Genomic DNA, 17,350 nt, shown 5'->3' on the forward strand with positions numbered 1-17,350 from the left:
ATGCAATGGCAAAAAACGAACTGAACAGCCTGGCCGTGAGCGCCTTTTGTGAATCCATGGCCATGATGCTGGAGGCTGGTATCCAGCCGGACGAGGCCGCCGCCCTTCTTGCGGAGGACAGCGGCGCGGGCCAGCTGCAGCAGGCGGCGCTTTCCATGCAGAAATCGCTGCTGCTGGGCGAAAGCCTTTCCCAGGCGGCCAAGACTTGTGGCATGTTCCCGGACTACGCGGTGCGCATGATCGCCGCGGGCGAGGTGAGCGGCCGCACCGACAGCGTGCTGCGCAGTCTGGCCCGGCACTACGCCAGCCAGGACCAGCTGCAAAAAAAATTAAAAAGCGCGGTGTTCTACCCCGGCGTGCTGCTGGGGCTCACCGCCGTGATCCTGGCGGTGCTGGTGGCCAAGGTGCTGCCGGTGTTCACCGGCGTGTACCAGAGCCTGGCGGGCAGCCTGGCCGCCTCCTCCTACGGCTACATAAATTTCGCCTATATCGTGGGCTGGGCCGCTTTGGCCATCACCCTGCTGCTGGCGGCGGTTCTGGCCGCGGGACTGGTACTCAGCGGCAGCAGCGCCGGTTCCCACCGGCTGGCCCGGCTGTTTGAAAAGATTCCCTTCACCGCCCCCGCCGCCCGCAAGCTGGCGGTGGCCCGGCTGGCCAGCGCCCTTTCGCTGTTCCTGGCCAGCGGCGTGGACGCGGACACCGCCCTCACCGCCGCCAGCGACATGGTGGACCACCAGGGCCTGCGCGCTCAGCTGCAGGCCTGCCACGAGGAGATGCAGAAGGGCAAGGGGCTTTCCACCGCACTGTTTGAACACAAGGTCTTCGAGCCGCTGTACGGCCGCATGCTGATCAGCGGCGCCCGCAGCGGCCAGGCCGACACGGTGCTGGCCCGGCTGACCCAGCTGTTCACCCAGGATGCCCAGGCCGCGCTGGACCGGCTGATCGATTCCATCGAGCCGCTGCTGGCCGCTTTCCTGACCCTGGCGGTGGGCGTGACGCTGCTGGCCGTGATGCTGCCGCTCATCGGCATTCTGGGCTCCATCGGATAAGGAGGGGTTTGGATGTATCACATCAAACGGGTGCTTTCACTGCGCATCCGGCTGGCAGTGGCCGCCGGGCTGCTGGCGGTGCTGGTTCTGCTCATTGCAGCCTTTGCGCTGGGCTCCCGGCAGGTGGGCCGCGATCTGGACAGCGCCAGCGCCCAGGCTCTGCGCCAGGCGGTGCTGCAGGCCGCGGTGCAATGCTACGCGGTGGAGGGCAGCTACCCCGCCAGCCTGGATTATCTGGAAGAAAACTACGGTCTTTTGGTGAACCACGACCGTTTTATCGTGACCTATGAGGCCTTTGCCTCCAACCTGATGCCTCAGGTGAACGTGCTGGAGCGGGCCTGAACAACCCCGCGGAAGGAGAGTTGAGCGATGGAACATAAGGAGCCCGGGCGCCTGGCGCCCCTGCTGGCCATGGCCCTGTTCGGCCTGATGCTGGCCTGCGTGCTGGGCCTGATGGCGCTGGGCAGCGGCCTTTACGGCAGCGTGACCCGGTCCATGACCGCCAACAACGCCGCCCGGGCCAGCCTGCGCTATCTGACCACCAGCGTGCGCGCCGCCGACACCGCCTCCGGCCTGCGGCTGGAGGACGGCCCCGAGGGCGTGATGCTGGTGCTGGAAGAGCCTTCCACCGGCTACGAGACCCGAATCTATCTGTGGGAGGGTCAACTGGTGGAGGAATACACCGCCGCCGGAAGCGACCCCGCCCCGGAGAACGCCCAGCCGGTGTGCGCCTGCACCCGCTTTGAGGCGAAGCGCTCCGGCCCGCTGCTGGAGCTGACCACAGACCAGGGCACCGCGCGGGTGGCCCTGCGCTGCGCAGAGGGAGAATGAACCATGAAGCACCGCAAAAACACCGCGTTTTTCATTGAGGCGCTGCTGCTGACCCTGTTCGTGCTGGCGCTCTGCACCGTGCTGGTGCGCCTGTTCGCCGCCGCCCGCCTGCGCTCGGCCCAGGCTCAGGAGCTGACCGCAGCCCAGCAGATCGCCCAGAATGTGAGCGAGAGCTTTTATGCCAGCGCTTCCGAAGAGCAGTTCTGGCAGCTGCTGGGAGCCTCGAATCCGCCCGCCGAGGGCGAGGCGCTGACCCTTGCCGTGGACAGCCAGGGCCGCCCGGACCCCATCGGGGCCTATGCGCTGGAACTGACCCTGGAGCACGAATCCGCCCAGGCCGGGCAGACGGCCCGGCTGACCCTGCAGCTTTCCGGCAGCGGCGGGCAATCGCTGTTCGAGGGCACCTTCGACCGTTATCTGCCCGGAGCCTGAGGTTTTGTGAAAGGAGGCGACTGCCATGATGGAACGCCATAACATCCCGCCCATCCGCACCGGGGCGCTCACCCTGCTGCTGGCGCTGGCCGCGATCTGCCTGGCCGTGCTGGCAGTGCTTTCCCTCACCACCGCCCAGGCGGACCTGTCGCTGGCCGAAAAGGCTCTGGACCGCTTTTCTCAGGACGCGGCGCTGGAAAATGAGGGCCAGCAGTGGCTGGCCGAACTGGACGCAGCCCTTGCCGCCGGGCAGGATACTGCCGCCCTCGGTCAGACCGGCGAGGACGGCGCGGTCACCGTGACCCTCACCGGCGAAGCCGGCCGCACCCTGACCATCGCCGCCCTGCCCACACCCCAGGTCCCCGGCCGCTACACCCTGACCCGCTGGCAGTATGGCCAGGAATGGGATTTTGACCAGGGACCCCAGCTGTGGGACGGCAGCTTCTGACCTATCCCTTTGTTGTTTTGTTGAATACTCCGGCTGAAACAGGAGGTTTATGTTTATGGAGATGGAAGCCGTTCTGCACCGCGCCATTGATGTGCGTGCATCGGATATTTTTATCATTGCCGGCCTGCCGCTGACCTATAAAGTCAACGGCCGCCAGCTGCGGGAGGGCGAGATGCTCACCCCCGCCGACACCGCCCGCCTGGTGGAGGGCATCTACGCCTTGTGCGGCCGCAACATGGGCCGCTGCGCCGCCGAGGACGCGGACGATGACTTCTCCTTTGCCATTCCCCATCTGGGCCGCTTCCGGGCCAACGTGCTGCACCAGCGCGGCAGCCTTGCGGTGGTGCTGCGGGTGATCCAGTTCGGCCTGCCTGACCCCCAGGCCCTGGGCATCCCTTCCCAGGTGATGGACGCAGCCAAAAAGCTCAAGGGGCTGGTGCTGGTCACCGGGCCTGCGGGCAGCGGCAAATCCACCACCCTGGCCTGCCTGATCGACTCCATCAACCGCAGCCGGGAAGCCCACATCATCACCATGGAGGACCCCATTGAATACATCCACCGGCACCAGAAGTGCATCGTGACCCAGCGGGAGATCGGCAGCGACAGCCCCAGCTATGTGCGGGCGCTGCGCAGCGCCCTGCGGGAAAGCCCGGACGTGATTCTGCTGGGCGAGATGCGGGACCACGAGACCATCGAGGTGGCCATGACCGCCGCCGAGACTGGCCAGCTGCTCTTCTCCACCCTGCACACCACCGGCGCGGCCAGCACCGTGGACCGCATTGTGGACTCCTTCCCCGCCAGCCAGCAGCATCAGGTGCGCATTCAGCTGTCCATGGTATTGCAGGCGGTCATCAGCCAGCAGCTGGTGCCCACGGTGGACGGCGGCCAGACCGTGGCCTTTGAGGTGATGTACACCAACCCCGCCATCCGCACCATGATTCGCGAGGCCAAATCCCACCAGCTGGACGCGGCCATTCAGGCGGGCGCCGCCGAGGGCATGTGCACCATGGACACCAGCCTTCTGCGCCTGTACCAGCAGGGCCGCATCACCCGGGACACCGCCCTCACCCATTCCATCTACTATGAGACCATGGAAAAACGGCTGGCGGCTTTGTCCATGCTGTAAGCTTCGTTCTTTTTGCCCCATTCCTTCGGGAATGGGGCTTTTTTGCGTTATTTTTGCACCATCGTCCGCGCAGGTGGTCCCATCGGCTCTTTTTATGAAAATTAGTTGACTTTATCAAGTATTCTGAATATACTGACTACGTCAGATAAATCAACCGCACAGCGATCTTTCCCCACGCCGTGCCCGATACCGGCCCCGCACCGGGGCCATGCATAAGAAAAGGAGAATGTAACATGAAAACTTCCACCAAGATTTGGCTCTGGTTTGCTCTGGTGCTCTGCGCCGCCACCACCGTGATGAACGCCTGCTTCGGCCGCTGGCCCTCTGTGATCGTGGCCATCGTTTCTCTGGTCGGCCTGTGCATGGTGCTGTTTGCCAAAAAGAAGGCGGGCTTCACCCTGATGTGCTGCTGCTATGTGGTTTCCTTCTTTGTGGCCGTGCTGGGCAGCCTGGGCCAGCCGGGTCTGCTGGTGTCCATCCTCATGTCCCTGGTGGGCAGCCTGCTGGTGCCCGTGATCACCTGGCTGTTCCTGCGCCGGGACTGGGACAGCCTGAACTAAGGCGCTGACCTGACCTTTTTCTCCCCATTTTCATACAAACCACAGGCAAAAGGGCCGCTGAAGCTTCAGCGGCCCTTTTGCCTGTGCCCGCTTCTGCGCAAAATCTGCTATAATAGATTCCGAACGTTTTATCTCATCCCCGACTGAGGTGTTTTCATGAACCAGGATCAGGTCCGGGTCCACCGGACATTGAAGGATATTTTCGGCTACGACGCCTTCCGCCCCGGCCAGCAGGAGGTGGTGGACGCCCTGCTCGCCGGGCAGGACGTGCTGGCGGTCATGCCCACCGGCGCAGGCAAATCCATCTGCTATCAGCTCCCGGCACTGCTGCTGCCCGGCATCACTGTGGTGGTCAGCCCGCTGATCAGCCTGATGCAGGACCAGGTGCAGGCGCTGATCCAGATGGGCGTGCGGGCGGCCTACATCAACTCCTCCCTCACCGAAAACCAGTGCCGCAAGGCCCTGGCCAACGCCTGCGACGGCATGTACAAGATCGTGTATGTGGCCCCGGAGCGGCTGCTGACCCCGGGCTTTCTGCGCTTTTCCCACAGCGTACAGATCTCGCTGCTCTGCGTGGACGAGGCCCACTGTGTATCCCAGTGGGGGCAGGACTTCCGGCCCAGCTACCTGCAGATCCGCCAGTTTGCGGACCAGCTGAACCAGCGCCCGCCGCTGGGGGCTTTCACCGCCACTGCCACCCAGCGGGTAAAGGACGACATCCGCCAGCTTCTGGCGCTGCGCCAGCCGCTGGAGCTGACCACCGGCTTCGACCGGCCCAACCTGTTCTTTGAGGTGCAGCGGATGGAGGAGCGGGAAAAATTCCCCTGTCTGCTGGCCTATCTGAACGACCGGCCCCAGGCCACCGGCATCGTGTACTGCTCCACCCGCAAAAAGGTGGACGAGGTATACGAAAAGCTCACCGGCCAGAACATCGCCGCCGCCCGCTACCACGCAGGCATGCCCCCGGAGGAGCGCCAGCGCAGCCAGGAGGCCTTTCTGTTCGATCAGGTACGGGTGATGGTGGCCACCAACGCCTTCGGCATGGGCATCGACAAATCCAACGTGAACTTCGTCATCCACTACAACATGCCGCTGGATCTGGAGAGCTACTACCAGGAGGCGGGCCGTGCCGGACGGGACGGTCAGGACGCGGACTGCATCCTGCTCTACTCCGCCGGAGACGTGCGCACCGGCAACTTTCTCATCGACAACAGCGAGCCCGCCGCCGGGGCCAGCCCGGAGGAGGTAGAAACTCAGATCCTGCGCCAGAAGGACCGGCTGCGTCAGATGACCTTTTACTGCCACAGCCGCTACTGTCTGCGGGGCGAGATTTTAAAATACTTCGGGCAGCGCACCGGCCGGGACGGCTGCGGCGCCTGCTCGGTCTGCCACCCGGAGCTGCAGCGGGCCTCGGTGGTGAAGCTGGCGGCCAAGAACGCGGCCAAGCTGAAGGCCTTCGAGGAAAAGGACCTGAACGCGGACCATCTGCAGCAGCTCAAGGACCTGCGGCTCAAGCTGGCCCGGCAGGCGGGCGTGCCCGCCTTCGTGGTCTTCACCGACGCCACCCTGCGGGCTATGTGCGCCCATTTGCCCCAAACCCGGGAGCAGCTGCTGGAAGTGCCCGGCGTGGGCGTGCGCAAGTGCGAGCAGTACGGCGAGGAGTTCCTGGCCCTGCTCAACACCTTTGAAAAGGAGTGACCGGACATGCGGCTCACCGTACCTGACTATTACGACCGGTTCCGGTGCATCGCCTCCCGCTGCACCGACAACTGCTGCATCGGCTGGGAGATCGGCATCGACCCGGCCGCGCTGGCGGATTACCAATCCCAGCCCGGAGCCTTCGGTGACCGGCTGCGGGCGGCCATCCAGCCCGGCGACCCGCCCTATTTCGCCCTGACCGGTGCGGGGCGCTGCCCTTTTTTGAACGGCGAAAATCTGTGCGACATCTACCGTCAGCTGGGAGAAAACCATCTTTGTGCCATCTGCGACCAGCACCCCCGCTTTCACAACTGGTTCGGAGAGGAAAAGGAGAGCGGCTTAGGGCTTTGCTGTGAGGAGGCCGCCCGGCTGATCCTCTTCTCTCCCCCGCCCCAGCTGACGGCCCGGGAAATTGAGGAAGTACCGGACACCATCGGACCGGACCCGGAACTGCTGGCCGGTCTGCGGGCGGTGCGCGAATCCGCCTTCGCCCTGCTGCGGGAGGAAGTACTTCCTCTGGCGGTAAGGCTTGCCCTGCTGGCCAGCCTGGCCCAGGACCTGCAAAGCTGGATGGACGGTGCGCCGGAGCAGGCCGAAGCCCAGGGCTGCACCGCCGAGCAGCTGACCGCCGACGCGGCCTTTGCCCTGGCGGAATTTTACGGCGACCGGAATCGCTGGCCGGACCTGGCCCGGCAGCTGGCCGCCGCCATTCCGGAACGTGAACTCGCCGCTTTTCTCGACCCGCTGCTGGCGCTGCTGGAAACCCTCCCGGCCAATCATGCCGGCTGGCCCGGGCGGCTGGCCGCATTGCGGCAGGCGCTGCCCCAACGGCTGACCCGCCCTCTTTGGGAAAGCCCGGAGCAGGAGCGGGCGGCGGCGAATGTGGCCCACTACATGCTTTACCGGTATTTTGTGTCAGAGGCCTGTGAGGGCGACGCGCTGTGCGGTGCGATGCACGCCATCGCCGCGGCGCTGCTGCTGCCCCTTCTGGCGGAACAGAAGAACGGCGAAACACCGGCTGCGCTGGTCAACGCCGCCAAGGCCTATTCCCGGGAGGTGGAATACGCCCCGGACAACCTGCGGGCGGTGAACGAAGCCTTCTGGCAGGCGGACTGGGCCGCGCCCGGCCTTGTGACCGGCGGCCTGCTGGGCCTGCATCCTTAAAAAAACAAAAGAGCATCTGCCTGCCGGTTCCGGCAAGCGGATGCTCTTTTTCTTATGGCAAATTCAGCCCAGCCCGGGGATCTTGTCGTCCAGCCGGTACATGGTAAAGCTGGCGGTGGCCACCAGTTTGCCCTCCTGGTTGGTGATGGTCACCCGGTTCACACAGGTATGGCGGCCGGAATGCTCGCTCACCGCTTCCACCGTGAGCAGGTCGCCGGGGCGGCCCGCCGCCAGATAGTTCATGCTGGCCTGCAAGGTCACATGGGCATTGCCGCCCGCGCAGGCGGCCAGACCGCTGCAGCTGTCGCACAGGGTGTACAGCCAGCCCCCGTGGGCGTTGCCGAAGGCGTTTTTCGCCTGCTCGCCCACCGGCGCCCGCAGTCGGGCCAGACCCGGCTCACAGGCCAAAACCTCGATCTCATCCAGGCAGGTCACCGGCCTCAGCCGGGCACGGGCAAATTCCAGCAGCTTCTCCTTGTCCATGGCTCGTTCCTCCTCATTTGATGGCACGGGCGCTCAGTGCTGCGCGCCCTGCCGGTCCAGCAGAGCGGTGGCGTCACGGATGACCTGCTCGTCACCCCCGGCCCGCTTCAGCGCCAGCCGGGCCAGTTCCACCGCCTTGTCCTCATTTTGCTCCACGCCCTGGCCGCTCTCATACAGCAGCGCCAGCGCCAACGCACAGTCGCCGCCCTCGGTGCAGGTCTCCACACCGGTGCGGTAATAGCCCGCCGCGGCCACCGGGTCGCCCTTTTCCTGATGGTACATCTCGCCCAGATTGAACCAGGCCATATCGTTGCCGCTCTGGCCCGCCATCCGGTAAAGGGTTTCCGCCGTTTCCAGATTCTTCTCCACGCCCCGGCCGTAGCGGTAGCACTCGCCCAGGTTGTTCACCCCGTTGCGCCAGCACTCCCGCTCGGGCAGCGCCTGCTTGAGCAGCGCCTCGTACCAGTGCACCGCCCGGGCGTGGTCTGCCTCCCCGGCCAGACCCTCGTCCAAAAACCATGCCGCATTGAACTGGGCCTCCGGGTTTCCGCCCGCCGCGCCCTTTTCAAACCATTCCAGGGCTGTTTGCAGATTCAGCTCCACGCCTTCGCCCCGCCAGTGGCACTCGCCCAGGCAGTTCATGGCCTTGGCCAGGCCCCGCTCCGCCGCCTGCCGGTAAAGCTCCAGCGCCTTGTCCAGGTCCTGGGGCACGCCCCAGCCCTCCTGGTAGCAGATGCCCAGATCGCACACCGAGCTCATATAGCCCTGACTGGCCGCGCGGCGGAACAGCTCCACTGCCTTTTCCTTCCGGTCCGGCCCGTCCGCGCCGGGCTGGCCCATCCGGTAGCACCAGGCCAGATTGTGCATGGCCCGCAGATGGCCCTGGTCCACCGCCTTCTGATACAGCTCCACCGCCTTGCGGGGGTCCTTCTCCACGCCGGTGCCGGTGTCGTAGCACCAGGCCAGGCTGCACTGGCCATCGGAATCCCCGGCCTCGGCGGCCCGGGCATACAGCTGGGCGGCCTTCACCGGGTCCCGCTCGGTGCCGAGGCCCATCTCGTAAAAATAGCCCGCGTTGTACACTGCTGCAATGTGGCCCTGTGCCGCGGCCAGCTGATACTGGTGCAGAGCGGTCTCAAAATTGCGCTCCACACCCCGGCCCCGCTCGTAGCACACGCCCAGGCTGAACTGGGCGGCGGCGTAGCCCTGGAAGGCCGCGTCGCCAAACAGCCGAGCGGCACGCTTCTGGTCCTTTTCCACGCCCCGGCCATCTTGATACAGGGTGCCCAGCAGGTACTGAGCCCGGGCAAAGCCCTGGGCTGCAGCCTTTTCCAGCCAGTAGGCGCCCTGCGCCGGGTCCGGCGCCATTCCCTTGCCGGTGATGTGCAGCACCGCCAGATTGCACTGGGCGGGCGGATAGCCCTTGTCCGCCGCCTGCCGGTAGAGCCAGGCCGCCTGGGGCAGGTCCAGCTCGGTGCCCTTGCCGAATTCGCAGCACCAGCCCAGGGTGCACAGGCACCACACGTCGCCCAGCGCCGCCGCCTGGCGCAGTGCGGGCACTGCCGTGGTGTAGTCGGCGGGCTCGGCCAAAAACAGCTCCTGGGCCTGGCGGGCCAGCCGCTCCCGTTCGTTTGCATCCAAAATCATTTGGGTTCTCCTTATTGGTACGCGGGGCCTGGCCCCGCTATTTTATGCGATATGGTTTTATTGTACACTGTTTGGCTCACAAAAGCAAAGCGGGCGGCCGCAAAACCGGCCGCCCGCTCCTTGGAGCGTACTCACACCGCGAAGGTGTACTGATACACATTGTAAAGGCTGATGCCCATGATGACGACCATCAGGCCGATGAACAGCTTGTCCACCGCCTTGTTGTCCATCCGCTTGTTGAAGGCACGGCCGATCATGCCGCCGCCGATGCCGCCGGCGACCATCAGCACCAGGCTGAGCCAGCCGAAGGGCGGCACGCTGCCGGTGACCAGAGTGGCCAGCAGGCTGGTGATCTGGCTGACCAGGATCACATACAGGCTGTTCTGGGCCGCAGTCTTGGTGTCCATGGAGAAGAAGAAGTAGAACACCACCAGGTTGATGGGGCCGCCGCCGATGCCCAAAAAGCTGGACATGATGCCCAGCAACAGGCCGATGATCAGGCAGACCACCGTGCTGTCCACCTGTCTGGTGCGGATGCGCGCCTTGCACAGCGTGTACACCATGGTGCCCAGGGTGATCAGAAACAGACAGGCGGCCTGCACCGCGCCCGCGGTCTCCTGGAACTGGGCGCTGATCACGCTGAACATCTGCTTGCCCGCCACGCCGCCGATGGCCGCGCCGATGGCCAGCGGGGTGCCGATCTTCAGATCCACCTTGCTGTCACCCGCGCGCATGGCCTTGGTCACGGAATAGCAGCTCATGGCCAGCACCGTGCAGCCGGACAGAAAACTCACGGTGGCCACGCTGTCCAGATGGAACAAGTCCAGGGTGGGCTTGATGATGACCCCGCCGCCGATGCCGCAGATGGCTCCGGCGATGCTGGCCAGCAAACTGATGATGAGATATGCAAAAACCTGCATTCGTTTCCTCCCTCTCTCCAAAGAGCAAGGCCGGGCCCCCTTCATTTCGGGGGCCCGGCATGGTTCATTTTACAGTGCGTTTTCCGCGGTTCAGCCGCAGCAGGGATGATGGCCGTACTCGTCCATGCAGTCCTGGCTGGGGTCCTTCATGCACAGGTGCACAGCGGCAACCTTGAAGGTCTGGGGCAGAGCCAGAATGTTGGGGTTCTCGCCCACAAACTTCTTCTTGGCGTCGGCCAGCGCCTCCTCGAAGGTGGCGCGGGTCTTCAGGCCCATGCTGCGGGCGATGCCCGGCTCCTCGGCGCCCACGATGTAGATGGCGCTGGTGTTCATCTCGGCGATATGGCCGCAGCTCATCATGGAGAAGCCGTGGAAGGGATGGAAGGCGTTGGTGAAGCGGTACTTGCGGATGTATTCCTCGTTGGTGGCGTAGTACTCGCCCAGACGGTTCATATCCGGCAGCACGTTCATGTGGTCATGCTGGAAGGCCTCCCACTCCTCGCGCAGGTAGGGCCACAGCTCGTCGTGGAAGTAGCCGTTGCAGATAGAAGAGCAGATGATCACGCAGTGGTCGCTCATAACGCGCTTGAAGCGCAGCACCTGGGCGCTCAGCGCCTGCATCATCATGATGGGGTTGGTGCCCATGCCGTCGCCGTAGTGGAACTTCTGGGGCATACCGAAGACCAGCACGTCGTATTTCTTTTCGGCCCAGTGCACATAAGTACGCTTGTCGGCCAGCTTCCAGCTCTCGGGCATCATCTCCTTGGCATAGCCGGAGTAGATGGCGATCTGGCGGCTCTTGGTATCCAGCACGGCGTCGCAGCAGAAGAAGGGATGGCCCATCTTCTCCTCCATGTGCATGCCGATCTCATTGAACTTGTGGCGCATCAGGCTGCCGCCGTTCACGGGGGTGAAGTCGTCCCGGTGCATGACCTCAGGCACATGGTGGCTGGCGATGCTGCGCCAGTTGGTGATGCCGGTGGCGCAGTGCTTGTAGCCGCCGGAGTAGCCGCCGTAGGGGTTGCCCTGCACGTGGCCGATCAGGATGGGCAGGTCGCACTCGAACACGGTCTTGTTCATGCACACCGGGTCGCCCCGCTTGGTGGTGCCCAGGTCGACCATGTTGTCCGGGTCCTCGGAGTCGTGGCTGGTCATCTGATGGGTGTACCAGAACTCATTGAACAGCTCCTCGCCGAAGATGGCCTTGTAATCCTCGGGCTTGGCACGGGGATGCAGGCCGTTGGAGATGATGAACTGGATATCCTCCTTCTTCACGCCGGCCGCATACAGCTCCTTCAAAATCAGCTTGATGCTGACCTTGCGGTGGCTGGTGGGCTGCTCGCCGCCCTTGACCCGGTCAGGCACAATGAAGACGACCTTTGCGCCGGGGAAGGCCAGCTCGCTCAGGGGCTTCATGCCGATGGGATTGCGCAGGCTCTCCAGATAGGCGGCCTCCAGCTTGTCCTCGGGGATGTAGTCCGGGTCGGGCACGGTGGTGCCGGGGATAAACACGTCGGTGTTGTCGGGCAGCTCGGCGCTCATCAGGCCGTGGCCGTATTCAAAATCCAGTTTCATGGGGTCAGTCCTCCTTTTTCTTACTCGCCCAGGTAGGTGCGGATGATCTCGAGATACTCGTCCGGGTAGAAGCCGATCTCACCGGAGAAGCGGGTCAGAGCGATCAGGCCGCCGTCGATCTCCTCGATGCTGGCCAGCATTTCGGCGTTGTCCTTCTTCAGGCCGCCGCCGTATACCACGGGAATGCCGCCGGTGCGCTCCTTCACGAAGCGGGCGATCTTTTCGATGTAGGGCTTGTCCGCCGGGGTCTTGCCGGGGCCAATGGACCAGATGGGCTCGTAGGCAATGACCACCTGGCTCTTGTCCACGCCGTCCAGGCCGATGTCCAGCTGCTCGCCCAGAACCTCCTGCCAGCGGTCCTGTTCCTCGCTCTTTTCGCCGATGCAGTACAGCACCTTCATTCCCCGGGCAATGGCCGCCTTGATCTCCTTGTTCAGCAGACGGTTGGTGGCGGCGGTGTCGGTCACGCCGGCCTCGGCCAGAACACCGTTCTTGTCGTTGCGCTCCTCACAGTGGCCGATGATCACCCCGCCGCAGCCCATGGCCTTGGCGATGGAAGCGGGACGGTTGGTGGTAAAGGCGCCGAAGTTGCCGCCCACGGCGGTGTCGTCCCGGTAGATGCTCTGACAGCCGATCTTCACCGGGCTGTTCTCGCAGCGGGCCGCCGCCGCGCCCAGAATGTGGGCCTCGGGGAAGTACTGCACGAACTCCACCTTCGCCGGGTCATACTTTTTCAGCTGTTCCTGGGTATTCTCCACGATGTAGCGGCCCCAGTCCCCCACCGGCGCGATGCGGTTCACACCGCCGAACTCGGTGGGCACGTCGAAGCGTTTCAGATTCAAAAAGATGTATTTCATGGGCACTTCTCCTTTTGGTCCTGTTTGATAAACCGGCCAGCGCCGGCTGCCCCCAGGGGAGCGGCCGGCGGCCGGAAACGTATTTGATCAGATGCCTTCCTTGCGGTAGCGCTCGGCCATCTCGTCCAGGGTCACCCGCTCCACTGCGGGGGCCTTGCCCACGCTGCCGAACTCAACGATCAGGGTGCCGACCACTTCCTTCACGCCCCGCTCGATGCAGTCCACAATGGCGGCCACATCCTCGTCGGGCACGTCGCCGTACATCACGGTGTTCATGATGGGCGGCAAGAAGGCGCGGGGATCGAAGGCGGTCTTCTTTTCTTCCAGCAGGCGGTAAATTTCGCCGATGCTGGCGCTGTTTTGCAGCTCGGGGCGGTAGTGGAACAGCTCCTTCATGTTGCGGGTCACCGCCAGGCGGATGTCGGTATCCACATTGATCTTGGCGATGCCGCAGCGGGCCGCTTCCTTCAGCTGGGCCAGCTCGATGCCGTAGGCGTTCTGGATGTCGCCGCCCAGCTCGTTGATCTCCTTCACGATGTACTGGGGCACGGTGGAAGAGCCGTGGCTCACCAGGGCACAGAAGATGCCCTCATGCAGCAGGCACTCCTTGGTGGCGATGGCGATCTCCTTGCGCAGCTTCGCGCCCTTGCCCTTGTTGGCGCCGTGCATGGTGCCGTAGCTGATGGCCAGCGCGTCCACCTTGGTCTTCTTGATGAACTCCACCGCGTCCAGAGGGTTGGTGTAGGTGGAACCGGCGCTGAACACATGGTCCTCCACACCGGCCAGCACGCCCAGCTCAGCCTCCACCGAAACGCCCCGCTCGTGGGCGTATTTTACCACCTCGCGGGTGAGCTCGATGTTCTCTTCAAAGGGCAGGGACGAGCCGTCGATCATCACGCTGGTGTAGCCGCCGGCAATGGCTGCCTTGCAGGAGTCGAAGTCCCGGCCGTGGTCCAGATGCAGAGCCACGGGGATGGGGCTGTCCTCACCGTATTTCTTCACCGCGTTGCCGATGTTCTGCGCGCCCACCTTTTTGTCCTCCAGGGTGGCGTTCATGAAATCGGTACGCCCGCCCATAAAGCCGTTGGCCAGGTCCGCGCCCTGCAGAATGGCGGGGCTGCGGAACATCTCGTGCACCTGGATGGCGGCCTTGGCCTGGGCCACGGCGTTCACGTTGAACGCGCCCTGGGCGTAGTGTTCTTTTTCAGTGGCTTCCAAAATCGCGCGCAGAGGTACTAACATAATGATACTCCTTTTCGTATGGATCAGCCGCCGAAGGCGGCGGGTTAAACTGCGGCGTTTGCTTTTGCTACAGCTTCATCATAAAACAAAACCGCAGGGGTTACAAGGGGTTTGGGCAAAATATTTACACGTGTGTACATTTTTTGGCAGATGCAGCAGTCCAGGGCCGTTTTTCTGTGAAAAATAGCCCTGACCTTTGTCTGCCTGCCGCAAAGGTGCGTGTGCTCAGTTTTTGGGCTTGCCCAGGGCGCTGAACATGCTGCGCTTGTACTCCTCCACGCCGTTCTGGTCGAAGGGGTCCACGCCCAGCAGCTTGCCGGAGATGGCGCAGGCCATCATGAAGAAATAATACATCCGGCCGTAGGTCTCCTCGTCCAGCCGGGGCAGCCGCAGCTGGATGCAGGGCACGCCCCCGGCATCGTGGGCCTGGATGGTGGCCTTTTCGGCCGCCCGGTTGATGTTGGCGAAGTCCATGCCGTCCAGATAATCGAACCGGTCGCCGAAATCCTTGTCCGGCTGCACGATCAGCTCGGCGCCCGGGTCGTCCACCATCAGGAAGGTCTCGATCAGGACGCGCTTGCCCTCCTGCATGTACTGGCCCATGCTGTGCAGGTCCTCGGAATTGGTCATGGTGGCCGGGAACAGGCCCTTGTGGTCCTTGCCCTCGCTCTCGCCGAACAGCTGCTTCCACCAGCTCTGGGCCCAGAACAGCCGGGGCTCAAAGGCGGCCAGCATCTCGATGGCGTAGTCCTTTTGGCCCAGCGCACTGCGCACTGCGGCGTATTCGGCGGCGATGCCGCCCTGTTCCGCAGCCAGCTCCGCTTCCATGGCCGAGCCGCCCGCCACAAAGGCTTCCACGTCCAGCCCGGCCACCGCCAATGCCAGCAGCGACACCGGGCTGAAGGCGGAATACCGCCCGCCGATGCGCTCGGGGAAGCTGAGGAACAGATAGCCGTTCTCCTTGGCGATTTCCTCCAGGCGGCTGCCGTAAGTACCGGTGAGCACCACCCGCCGGGCCATCTCTTCGGGGGTATAGCGCTCGCTCATCCAGCGGCGCAGCACCCGGAAGTGGCTGCCCGGCTCCAGGGTCTCGAAGTTTTTGGCGATCACGTTGATGTAAACACTCTTGCCTTCCAGCTTTTGCAGGGTGCGGGCCAGCTCCCAGGCCGAGAGGGTGTTGCCCGCGTAAATGAGCTGGGGACCGGTGGTGTCCAGCGCCTCGAGCATGGCCCGGGCCGCCTGGTTGGAGCCGCCCACGCCCACCAGCACGAACACGTCGGCATTTTCCCGGATCTCCTTCGCCTTTTCGGCGATCTGTGCCCGCTGCATGGCCGCCTGGTCACAGTGCAGCCAGCCGGTCACGCCCCAGTCCGGGCTTTCTTTGGCGGTGGCCGCCAGCTCCCGGTAAATATCCTTTGCACGCAGGCGCTCCTGCTCCAACAGCCCGGCGTCTGCATAACGCTGGGCAAGGTCAGTGTTCAGATAAAGCTTCATAACCGCTCACTTCTCCTTATATTTCATTATAGGCCGCCGGTTTTCGGCGGGCCAGTATGAAAATCCCTCATACTTTTTTCTTGCTCATTTCACGGCACTGGCGCACGATCTCAAACATGGGCACCCCATCCCGCAGCCTTTGCCGCATTTCCTCCTGCCGGTCGGGCGGACATTCCGGCCGCACCTTCGCCCACATCATCTCGGGGGTGAAGCGCGCGTCGTAATCCCGAGGCACCACGTCGCAGGTGGCCTGATACCAGTCCAGCATGGCCAGGCGCATGGCAGTGATCTGCTGCCGGTACGCCGGGTCCTCTGCCCGGTTGATACGCTCGCCCGGGTCTTCCAGCAGGTCGTAGAACTCGTCGCCGCCCGCCTGCCGCCGGATGTATTTGTACCGCTCATCCCGGATCATGGTGGCCTTTGCGTGGGCCTCGCCGTCGGTCTGAGCCTGCTGGCGGGGCCAGTAGGGGCGTGCCTTGTCCGCCGGGGTCCCGCTGCTCACCGCATGGAACTCGTCGCACTGGGTTTCGCCGGGCAGCCTGCCGCCCTCGCAGAACACATACTGCCTGCCCGGTGTGCTCCGGTCCGCCAGGATGGGCCGCAGGCTTCGGCCGAACTGGTCCTGCCCCGGCTCCACGCCCGCAAAGTCCATGGCGGTGGCGTAAAAGTCCACCAGCTCCGCCATGCTGCCGGTCACGCCCGGGTCCACCGAGCAGTCCTTCGGGGGCTTGACGAGCAGCGGCACCCGCACCAGACAGTCCTCAAAGGTGTTCTGGCTTTTTTCCGGCAGATCGTAGTCGCCGGTGTAGTCCCCGTGATCGCTGAAAAAGAAGATGGCGGTATCGTCGTAGATGCCCGCATCCTTCAGCGCCTGGCACAGCCGCCGGAACTGCTCATCCACCTTCATGCACATGGCCAGATAGCAGGCCCGCAGCTCGTCCCAGTCCTGCTCTGTGTATTCCTCCATGGCCATGTTCCGTCGGATCAATTCCTCCATCTTCGGCTTCCCACTGCACTCCTGCGCCCGGATGCGCCGGGGCAGCTGCGTCCGGTCAATGGCGGAAAAATAGGGCTCCTCCGCCTGATAGGGCGGATGGGGATACATCAGCCCCAGAAACAGGCACAGGGGCCGGTCGTCCGCCGGGTTCAGGATGCGGCGGATGGCTGCGTCCACGTCCTCGTCGTCGGCGGTGTAATGACGTCCGGTTTCGTCCAGCTGCAGGCGGCCCTCATAGTGGGAGTAGTAGTTTTTGTCTCCCGGGCCGCCTCTGGGGTTCGGGTTTTCCAGTCCCGGCTCTTTGGGGCGGCAGCCGCCGTAATAGATCTCGGTGGCGTGGCGCTCCATCAGGCCGGGATACTGCCCGGCCACCAGATCGTTGCGGGCGTTCATCCACATATAGTACCCCGCGTCCTTCAGCTCGCTGAACAGGCTGCTCTCGCCCGGGCGCAGCAGATGCTGCATGGTGCGGTGCCCCCGCACGTGGGGATACAGCCCGGTGAAGAAGCTGCACCGGCTGGGCACGCACACCGGATTCTGGCAGTAGGCGTTGGAAAAGCTCACCGCTTCCCGGGCGGCGAAGGCGTCCAGAAAGGGCGTGTGCGCCGCCGGGTTGCCCAGATGGCCCAGGGCATCCGCCCGCATCTGGTCCGGGTTGAAGATGACGATGTTCGGTCGTTTTGTCATGGCGATTCCCCCGCTTCATGGTTTTCGCAAGAAACAGCAAACAGAGCCTGGCCGCGGCAAGGCTCTGTTTGCTGAGTTGATTCACAGCGTTGGCGAAGACCCATTTGTCTGCCGCGGGGTCCGCGCCGTCTGTATGACCA

At 64.0% G+C, this 17,350-nt stretch carries 17 protein-coding genes; 9 read left to right on the forward strand and 8 right to left on the reverse strand.

Translation table 11 applies throughout. The annotated features are described in order from the left end of the window. The first annotated feature begins 5 nt into the window (after window positions 1-5). From B5G03_RS15295 to fliB, 9 genes are all read left to right on the forward strand, one after another. Window positions 6-1,049: a type II secretion system F family protein gene (locus tag B5G03_RS15295; protein WP_087182533.1), complete on the forward strand. Its 1,044-nt coding sequence runs from the start codon at window positions 6-8 to the stop codon at window positions 1,047-1,049. A 12-nt stretch (window positions 1,050-1,061) separates the two neighbouring features. Next, window positions 1,062-1,391 (forward strand): hypothetical protein, encoded by a 330-nt coding sequence (locus B5G03_RS15300; protein ID WP_087182534.1) that lies wholly within the window; start codon window positions 1,062-1,064, stop codon window positions 1,389-1,391. Window positions 1,392-1,418: 27 nt separating this feature from the next. Next, window positions 1,419-1,880, forward strand: a complete 462-nt coding sequence (locus B5G03_RS15305; protein WP_087182535.1) for a DUF4860 domain-containing protein — start codon at window positions 1,419-1,421, stop codon at window positions 1,878-1,880. Between the two features lie 3 nt (window positions 1,881-1,883). Continuing rightward, complete coding sequence (locus B5G03_RS15310) at window positions 1,884-2,312, forward strand: hypothetical protein (protein ID WP_087182536.1); 429 nt, start codon at window positions 1,884-1,886, stop codon at window positions 2,310-2,312. 25 nt (window positions 2,313-2,337) lie between these two features. After that, on the forward strand, window positions 2,338-2,760 hold the full coding sequence (locus tag B5G03_RS15315; protein WP_087182537.1) for a hypothetical protein: 423 nt from the start codon (window positions 2,338-2,340) through the stop codon (window positions 2,758-2,760). A 55-nt stretch (window positions 2,761-2,815) separates the two neighbouring features. Then, window positions 2,816-3,886, forward strand: coding sequence for a type IV pilus twitching motility protein PilT (locus tag B5G03_RS15320; protein ID WP_087182538.1), 1,071 nt, complete (start codon window positions 2,816-2,818; stop codon window positions 3,884-3,886). Window positions 3,887-4,119: 233 nt separating this feature from the next. Beyond that, window positions 4,120-4,446 carry a hypothetical protein gene (locus B5G03_RS15325; protein WP_087182539.1) on the forward strand — a complete coding sequence of 109 codons (327 nt, stop codon included), beginning with the start codon at window positions 4,120-4,122 and terminating at the stop codon, window positions 4,444-4,446. A gap of 156 nt (window positions 4,447-4,602) precedes the next feature. Beyond that, window positions 4,603-6,144: a RecQ family ATP-dependent DNA helicase gene (locus B5G03_RS15330; protein WP_087182540.1), complete on the forward strand. Its 1,542-nt coding sequence runs from the start codon at window positions 4,603-4,605 to the stop codon at window positions 6,142-6,144. A gap of 6 nt (window positions 6,145-6,150) precedes the next feature. Next, the gene (fliB, locus tag B5G03_RS15335) at window positions 6,151-7,308 is read left to right on the forward strand and encodes a flagellin lysine-N-methylase (RefSeq protein ID WP_087182541.1); all 1,158 of its coding nucleotides are present in this window, start codon (window positions 6,151-6,153) and stop codon (window positions 7,306-7,308) included. A 63-nt stretch (window positions 7,309-7,371) separates the two neighbouring features. Here the strand turns inward: fliB and B5G03_RS15340 are convergent, their stop codons facing one another. From B5G03_RS15340 to B5G03_RS15375, 8 genes are all read right to left on the reverse strand, one after another. Next, window positions 7,372-7,791 (reverse strand): PaaI family thioesterase, encoded by a 420-nt coding sequence (locus B5G03_RS15340; protein WP_087182542.1) that lies wholly within the window; start codon window positions 7,789-7,791, stop codon window positions 7,372-7,374. A 33-nt stretch (window positions 7,792-7,824) separates the two neighbouring features. Next, window positions 7,825-9,438, reverse strand: a complete 1,614-nt coding sequence (locus B5G03_RS15345) for a tetratricopeptide repeat protein (RefSeq protein WP_087182543.1) — start codon at window positions 9,436-9,438, stop codon at window positions 7,825-7,827. A gap of 131 nt (window positions 9,439-9,569) precedes the next feature. Further along, complete coding sequence (locus tag B5G03_RS15350) at window positions 9,570-10,358, reverse strand: sulfite exporter TauE/SafE family protein (RefSeq protein ID WP_087182544.1); 789 nt, start codon at window positions 10,356-10,358, stop codon at window positions 9,570-9,572. Window positions 10,359-10,448: 90 nt separating this feature from the next. Further along, the gene (locus B5G03_RS15355) at window positions 10,449-11,933 is read right to left on the reverse strand and encodes a lactate racemase domain-containing protein (protein ID WP_087182545.1); all 1,485 of its coding nucleotides are present in this window, start codon (window positions 11,931-11,933) and stop codon (window positions 10,449-10,451) included. Between the two features lie 20 nt (window positions 11,934-11,953). Next, window positions 11,954-12,790: a triose-phosphate isomerase family protein gene (locus tag B5G03_RS15360; RefSeq protein ID WP_087182546.1), complete on the reverse strand. Its 837-nt coding sequence runs from the start codon at window positions 12,788-12,790 to the stop codon at window positions 11,954-11,956. Window positions 12,791-12,877: 87 nt separating this feature from the next. Then, window positions 12,878-14,032 carry a class II fructose-bisphosphate aldolase gene (locus B5G03_RS15365; RefSeq protein ID WP_363315485.1) on the reverse strand — a complete coding sequence of 385 codons (1,155 nt, stop codon included), beginning with the start codon at window positions 14,030-14,032 and terminating at the stop codon, window positions 12,878-12,880. A gap of 225 nt (window positions 14,033-14,257) precedes the next feature. Beyond that, window positions 14,258-15,526 (reverse strand): glucose-6-phosphate isomerase, encoded by a 1,269-nt coding sequence (locus B5G03_RS15370; protein ID WP_087182548.1) that lies wholly within the window; start codon window positions 15,524-15,526, stop codon window positions 14,258-14,260. A gap of 67 nt (window positions 15,527-15,593) precedes the next feature. After that, a complete protein-coding gene (locus B5G03_RS15375; protein WP_087182549.1) occupies window positions 15,594-17,210 on the reverse strand; it encodes a sulfatase family protein in 1,617 nt (538 codons plus the stop codon). Between the last annotated feature and the right edge of the window lie 140 nt (window positions 17,211-17,350).

This window comes from Gemmiger sp. An50 (assembly GCF_002161595.1).
Classification (GTDB): domain Bacteria; phylum Bacillota; class Clostridia; order Oscillospirales; family Ruminococcaceae; genus Allofournierella.

Coding starts and splice junctions, on each gene's coding strand:
- B5G03_RS15365 (WP_363315485.1), bottom strand. CDS start 14,032: ATGTTAGTACCTCTGCGCGCGATTTTGGAAGCCACTGAAAAAGAACAC.
- B5G03_RS15320 (WP_087182538.1), top strand. CDS start 2,816: ATGGAGATGGAAGCCGTTCTGCACCGCGCCATTGATGTGCGTGCATCG.
- fliB (WP_087182541.1), top strand. CDS start 6,151: ATGCGGCTCACCGTACCTGACTATTACGACCGGTTCCGGTGCATCGCC.
- B5G03_RS15325 (WP_087182539.1), top strand. CDS start 4,120: ATGAAAACTTCCACCAAGATTTGGCTCTGGTTTGCTCTGGTGCTCTGC.
- B5G03_RS15300 (WP_087182534.1), top strand. CDS start 1,062: ATGTATCACATCAAACGGGTGCTTTCACTGCGCATCCGGCTGGCAGTG.
- B5G03_RS15370 (WP_087182548.1), bottom strand. CDS start 15,526: ATGAAGCTTTATCTGAACACTGACCTTGCCCAGCGTTATGCAGACGCC.
- B5G03_RS15330 (WP_087182540.1), top strand. CDS start 4,603: ATGAACCAGGATCAGGTCCGGGTCCACCGGACATTGAAGGATATTTTC.
- B5G03_RS15340 (WP_087182542.1), bottom strand. CDS start 7,791: ATGGACAAGGAGAAGCTGCTGGAATTTGCCCGTGCCCGGCTGAGGCCG.
- B5G03_RS15305 (WP_087182535.1), top strand. CDS start 1,419: ATGGAACATAAGGAGCCCGGGCGCCTGGCGCCCCTGCTGGCCATGGCC.
- B5G03_RS15355 (WP_087182545.1), bottom strand. CDS start 11,933: ATGAAACTGGATTTTGAATACGGCCACGGCCTGATGAGCGCCGAGCTG.
- B5G03_RS15310 (WP_087182536.1), top strand. CDS start 1,884: ATGAAGCACCGCAAAAACACCGCGTTTTTCATTGAGGCGCTGCTGCTG.
- B5G03_RS15345 (WP_087182543.1), bottom strand. CDS start 9,438: ATGATTTTGGATGCAAACGAACGGGAGCGGCTGGCCCGCCAGGCCCAG.
- B5G03_RS15360 (WP_087182546.1), bottom strand. CDS start 12,790: ATGAAATACATCTTTTTGAATCTGAAACGCTTCGACGTGCCCACCGAG.
- B5G03_RS15375 (WP_087182549.1), bottom strand. CDS start 17,210: ATGACAAAACGACCGAACATCGTCATCTTCAACCCGGACCAGATGCGG.
- B5G03_RS15295 (WP_087182533.1), top strand. CDS start 6: ATGGCAAAAAACGAACTGAACAGCCTGGCCGTGAGCGCCTTTTGTGAA.
- B5G03_RS15350 (WP_087182544.1), bottom strand. CDS start 10,358: ATGCAGGTTTTTGCATATCTCATCATCAGTTTGCTGGCCAGCATCGCC.
- B5G03_RS15315 (WP_087182537.1), top strand. CDS start 2,338: ATGATGGAACGCCATAACATCCCGCCCATCCGCACCGGGGCGCTCACC.